This window comes from Streptomyces sp. NPDC059718, assembly GCF_042733315.1.
Lineage (GTDB): Bacteria > Actinomycetota > Actinomycetes > Streptomycetales > Streptomycetaceae > Actinacidiphila.
Map to the genome: position 1 here is coordinate 1 of NZ_JBHWGA010000045.1, position 5,687 is coordinate 5,687.

Sequence of the window (5,687 nt, forward strand, 5' to 3'; positions counted from 1 at the left end):
CGATGGTACTGCAGGGGGGACCCTGTGGGAGAGTAGGACGCCGCCGAACAATCTTCAGTAGCCGTGCCCCCGGACCCAGTCCGGGGGCACGGCTCTTTGGCGTATCCACACCCGCTGTTCATGTTCAGATCAGCAACGCATCACCGGCTGCGGTGATCCTTGCCGGAACGGGTAAGTGGAGGTGAGCCTGATGCAGCAGTTTCTGGTTCAGGGTGCTGAAGTAGCCGCGCTGGAGGACGAGTTCGCGTCCGCGGTGGACGGGCGTCATGCCGTCGCCGTCGACTCCGCGACCTCCGCGTTGCATCTGGCGCTGCTCTCGCTCGGCATCGGTGCCGGCGAGGAAGTGATCCTGCCGTCGTTCGCGCCCGTGGAGACCGCGGCCGCGGTGCGGCTGGCCGGCGCGGTGCCGGTCTTCGCCGACATCGACCCGCTGACGTTCTGCCTCGACCCGGAGGCCGTGGCCGCCGCGATCACGCCCCTCACGGTGGCGATTCTGCCGGTGCACCTCTTCGGGCACCCCGCCGCCGTCGACCAGATCACCGACATCGCCGCCCGGCACGGCCTGGCGATCGTCGAGGACGCCACCCAGGCGCAGGCAGCGACGCTGGCCGGCCGCCGGGTCGGCACCTACGGGGCGCTGAGCGTGTTCGCCGTCGAGGAGGGGGCCGTGGTGACCACGGAGCACCCCGAACTGGCCGGTGCCGTCAAGAAGCTTCGGGACACGGCCCACGCCAGGGCCCGGATGACCGACGGCAAGGCGGCCGCGGGCCGCGGGGTGCTGGCGAAGCTCGCCGGTTCCGTGGCCCGGCAGCGGGCCAACTGCCGTTACCTGGACTCGGCCCTGACCGGTGTCCTCGTCCCGTACGTGGAGCCCGGCGCGCACCACGTCTACCACCGCTACACGGTGCGGATACCCGGGAACGGCCGGCCGGACCGGGACGCGTTCGCGATGGCGCTGGCCGCGCGCGGCGTGCGGGCGAACGTGAGCATCCCGACCCCCGTGCACCGGTTGCCGGAGTACCGGTCCAGCTCGTACCTGCCCAGCACGGAGAAAGCGGCCGGCGAGACGCTGTCGCTGCCCGTCCACCCGGGCCTGACGGAGAAGGAGTTGGAGCGGATGGCCGTGGCGTGCAACACGCTCGGCGGACTGCTCTGAGGCCGGGCCGCCCCGGTCGGGCCGTGCGTCGATCGGATTTCCGAACCGAGGCGTGCATGCGTTAAGATCCTTCACGTCGACGTGCCCCAATAGCTCAGTCGGCAGAGCGTCTCCATGGTAAGGAGAAGGTCTACGGTTCGATTCCGTATTGGGGCTCTGATGAGGAAAGGCCCCCGCCATTCGGCGGGGGCCTTTCTTGTTTCCCTTCCCCTTCGCGGACCGCCCCGCTACGCGGGCAGTTGCGGGACGCGCATCGTGAGGATGGCCATGTCGTCGGAGGGAGCGTCGGAGGCGAAGCGCTCGACGGCCCGCTGGATGCGCGCCGCCACGGCGCCCGCCGTGAGACCCGTACAGGTGGCCAGGACGTCGGCGAGGCCGTCGTCGCCCAGCATGCGGGTGCCCTCGCGCCGTTCGGTGACGCCGTCGGTGACGCAGAGCAGGACGTCGCCGGGGTCGAGCGTGACGGTCTGCTCGACGAGTTCGAGGTCCTCGATGACGCCGAGCAGCGGCTGGGGTTCCGCGGCGGGTTCCACGACGCCGCTCTGCCGCAGTCGCAGCGGCAGGGGGTGGCCGGCGCAGACGACCTTCAGGACGGCGCTGCCGTCGCTCTGCGGCCACATCTCGCCGTAGAGGAGGGTGAGGAAGCGGCTGCGGGCCCCCTCGTCCAGGATGGCCGCGTTGAGCCGCTCCAGGACGGAGGGGCCGCTGAAGCCCTCGCGGGCGAGCAGGCGCAGCGCGTGGCGGGCGAGACCGGTCACGGCGGCGGCCTCGGGGCCCGTGCCGCACACGTCGCCGATGGCGAAGCCCCAGCAGCCGTCGCGGATGGGGAACACGTCGTAGAAGTCACCGCCGACCTCGTTGCCCTCGCCGGCGGCGCGGTAGACGACCTCGACCTCGACGCCGGGGATCACCGGCAGGCCGGGCGGCAGCAGGCTGCGCTGCAGGGACTGGCTGATGGCCGTGCGCTCGCTGTAGAGGCGGGCGTTGTCCAGCGCGAGGGCGGCCCGGCGCGACAGGTCCTCGGCGAGTTCCAGGATCTCCTGGCGGAAGCGCTCGTCGGCGGACCTGCCGAGGGTGAGCATGCCGATGACGCGGTTGCGGGCCACGAGCGGCAGGACGACCGTCTCGCCGCCGACCGCGGCCGCGGTCGCCAGGGCCGTGCCGGGGCCCGTGGCGGGCCGGCCCGCCTCGCCGAGGCCCAGGCTGCGCAGGGAGGCGCGCAGGGCGGTGGAGTGCGCGGCGTCGGCGGGGGCGGTCCACACGCGGGCGCCGGGGGTGGGGTCGGGCTCGGGAGGGGCGAGGCGGGACAGCAGGGCCTTGATGCCGTCGATGCGGTCCTCGTCCTCGTGCAGGACGAAGGCGAGTTCGGGTTCCGAGGCCTGGTCCGCGATGGTGTAGACGGCGCACCAACTGGCCAGGGTCGGCACGGTCATCTGGGCCATCAGGGCGAGCGTCTGGTCGCGTTCCAGGGTGCCCGCCAGCAGGTCCGAGGCCTCCACCAGGAAGGACAACGAGCCGCGGCGCAGCCGCTCGAGCTCGGTGAGGCGGGCGCTCTCCACCGCCAGCGCGATGCGGTCGGCGGCGAACTGCAGCCGCAGCGCCTCCTCGTTGGTGTAGCGGCCGGGGCTCTCCGCGGCGACGCCGAGCGAGCCGGTGAGGCGGCCCTCGACCTTGAGGGGGACGGTGACGATGGAGCGCATGCCGGTGCCGGCGAGCAGCGGGACGGCACCCGGCACCGCCGTGAGGTCCTCGTGGACGGCGGGCATGCGGGCGCTGCCGTAGCGGCCGGTGCCGGCCTCGACGGGGACCCGTGCGAAGCGCTGCCGGGCTGAGGGGAGGCCGGTGGAGGCGCGCACCTCCAACTCGGTCTCGTCGTCGGTGGCGAGCAGCAGGTAGGCGGCGTCGCCGTCGAGCATGTCGCGGGCCCGCTCCACGGTGCGCTGCAGCAGCCCGTCGAGGTCGTCGGGGGCTGGGGAGCCGATGAAGGACTCGAAGGGGTCCACGGCCTTGCCGCGTTCGACGCCGCCCTCGACGGAGATCATCCCGCGGCCGGGGTTCTGCAGGACGGCGCGTTCGTCCTCGCGCACCAGCAGGCACACGGTGGACGGCTCGCCGGAGGAGTCGCGGACCCGCAGGTGCGCTCCGTAGACGGGCAGGATCCGGCCGTCCGCGCCGCGGATGCCGTAACTGCCCTCCCAGCGGGACAGCCGCAGGGCCTCGGCGATGCCGTGGCCGGTGCCGGGGGTCTGCGGCCAGGCGGCGAAGTCGCCGAGCGGTTTGCCGGTGACCTGGTCGCCGAGGTGGCCGAAGAGCTCGGCGGCGTCCTGGTTCCAGCGGGTGATGATGCCTGCGCGGTCGACCTGCACGACCGCGACGCGGACCCGCTCGTCGGCGAGCGGCAGCGCCTGGACGGGCAGGGCGGGACCCGCGGAGCGGGTGCCCGCGGGGCGCTGGGGGAGTTCCAGGCGGAACCAGACGTGCTTGTTGGCGGCGGTGTACTCCACGCCCCAGCGGCTGGCCAGCGCCGAGCACAGGAGCAGCCCGCGGCCGCCCTCGTGGTCGGGGTGGATCTGCTTCTTGGCGTCGTGGAGAGGGAGCTCACGTTCCGGGTAGCGGTCGGCGACCTCGATGCGCACGGCGGACTCGTAGCGCAGGCACTGGACGTCCGCGGCGGTGCCGGCGTGCACGACGGCGTTGGTGACGAGTTCGCTGGTGAGCACGACGGCGTCGTCGACCACCTCGGAGAAGCCCCAGCCCTGGAGCGTGTCGCGGACGAACGCGCGTGCGGTGGCGACCGAGCGTCCCACGGGTTCGAAGGTGGCCGCTGCCCGCGCCGTGATCACAGATCTCCTTGTTTGTCCCGGGACGTCACCATTCGTCGTCCGCTGTACTGTCACCACCGGCCCCCACTTCGAGGTGTACGCCCGGCCCAAGGTGGGCAACCGCATGCCAGGTTACTTACCCCCGGCGACCGCGTGTGTGCCGGTTGGGGGTGTTCCTGCCCCGATCATGACGCCGGTCATATGCGATGCTGCCGAACTGTTATGGCCGGGCCCGGGCATGGTGAAACACTGGTCATGTCTGAACGAGGCACTGCAGGTCGGTCGACCCTCCGGGAGGGACACGGTGGAGTCTGGCGCATCGGCGCGAGGCGGCGCGGCATCCGCGGCGAAGCGGGGCGGTTCCGCACGGGTGAAGAACGCGCGGTCGCGTAAGAGCGGGGCCGGTGCGGGGACCGTCGAGGTCGACTCGGCGGCCCTGCACCGGCTGCTGTCCGCGCTGGAGTCCATGCGGGACGGCAACTTCCGCAAGCGGCTGACGGTCACCGGCGACGGGGTCATGGCGGAGATCTCCGCGGTGTTCAATGAGGTCGCCGACCGCAACCAGCACCTCACCGGGGAGCTGGCGCGGGTGCGGCGGGTCGTGGGCCGCGAGGGCAAGCTCGCCGAGCGCCTGGAGACGGGGGCGTGCGAGGGCGCCTGGGCGGCGGCCATCGACGCCTCCAACGCGCTCGTGGACGACCTCGTGCGCCCCATGTCCGAGGTCGGCCGGGTGCTGTCGGCGGTCGCCGAGGGCGACCTGGAGCAGCGGATGGACCTGCGCTCGCAGGGCGCCGACGGCTCGGGGCATCCGCTGCGCGGCGAGTTCCTCAAGGTGGGCCGCACCGTCAACGGGCTGGTCGACCAGCTGTCCACGTTCACCGACGAGGTGACCCGGGTGGCGAGCGAGGTCGGTACCGAGGGCAAGCTCGGCGGCCAGGCGCGGGTGCGCGGTATGTCCGGTTCGTGGAAGGACCTCACGGACTCGGTCAACACCATGGCGTCCCGTCTGACGGCCCAGGTGCGTGACATCGCCCTCGTCACGACGGCGGTCGCCAAGGGCGACCTGTCGCGCAAGGTCACCGTGCACGTGGCCGGCGAGATGCTGGAGCTGAAGAACACCGTCAACACGATGGTCGACCAGCTCTCCTCCTTCGCCGCCGAGGTGACCCGCGTCGCACGCGAGGTGGGCACCGAGGGCCAGCTGGGCGGCCAGGCCAAGGTGGCCGGTGTGGACGGCGTGTGGAAGGACCTCACGGACTCCGTCAACCTGATGGCCGGCAACCTGACGGCCCAGGTGCGCGACATCGCCCAGGTGACGACCGCGGTCGCCAACGGCGACCTGTCGCAGAAGATCACCATCGGCGCGCGCGGTGAGGTCGCGCAGCTCGCCGAGACCGTCAACGCGATGACCGAGACGCTGCGCACCTTCGCCGACGAGGTGACCCGTGTCGCGGGCGAGGTCGGCGCGGAGGGCCGTCTCGGCGGCCAGGCGCAGGTGCCGGGCGCGGCGGGCATCTGGAAGGACCTCACCGACTCGGTGAACACCGCGTTCCGCAACCTGACCGGCCAGGTGCGGGACATCGCGCAGGTGACGACGGCGGTCGCCAACGGGGACCTGTCGCAGAAGGTCACGGTCGACGTCTCCGGCGAGATGCTGGAGCTGAAGAACACCGTGAACCGCATGGTGGACCAGCTCTCCTCGTTCGCCG

At 72.2% G+C, this 5,687-nt stretch carries 3 protein-coding genes and 1 tRNA gene; 3 read left to right on the forward strand and 1 reads right to left on the reverse strand.

Features of this window, described 5'->3' with window-relative positions:
* Positions 1-190 precede the first annotated feature (190 nt).
* Both ACFV3E_RS35955 and ACFV3E_RS35960 read left to right on the forward strand, forming a co-directional pair.
* Positions 191-1,156 (forward strand): DegT/DnrJ/EryC1/StrS family aminotransferase, encoded by a 966-nt coding sequence (locus ACFV3E_RS35955; protein WP_500539058.1) that lies wholly within the window; start codon positions 191-193, stop codon positions 1,154-1,156.
* Positions 1,157-1,239: 83 nt separating this feature from the next.
* A tRNA-Thr gene (locus ACFV3E_RS35960) sits at positions 1,240-1,312 on the forward strand.
* A 71-nt stretch (positions 1,313-1,383) separates the two neighbouring features.
* Here the strand turns inward: ACFV3E_RS35960 and ACFV3E_RS35965 are convergent.
* Complete coding sequence (locus ACFV3E_RS35965; RefSeq protein WP_500539060.1) at positions 1,384-3,999, reverse strand: SpoIIE family protein phosphatase; 2,616 nt, start codon at positions 3,997-3,999, stop codon at positions 1,384-1,386.
* A gap of 445 nt (positions 4,000-4,444) precedes the next feature.
* On the opposite strand from ACFV3E_RS35965, the gene ACFV3E_RS35970 reads away from it, so the two are divergent.
* Positions 4,445-5,687, forward strand: a 1,243-nt coding sequence (locus ACFV3E_RS35970; RefSeq protein ID WP_500539140.1) for a HAMP domain-containing protein, incomplete at its 3' end; no start/stop codon positions are given.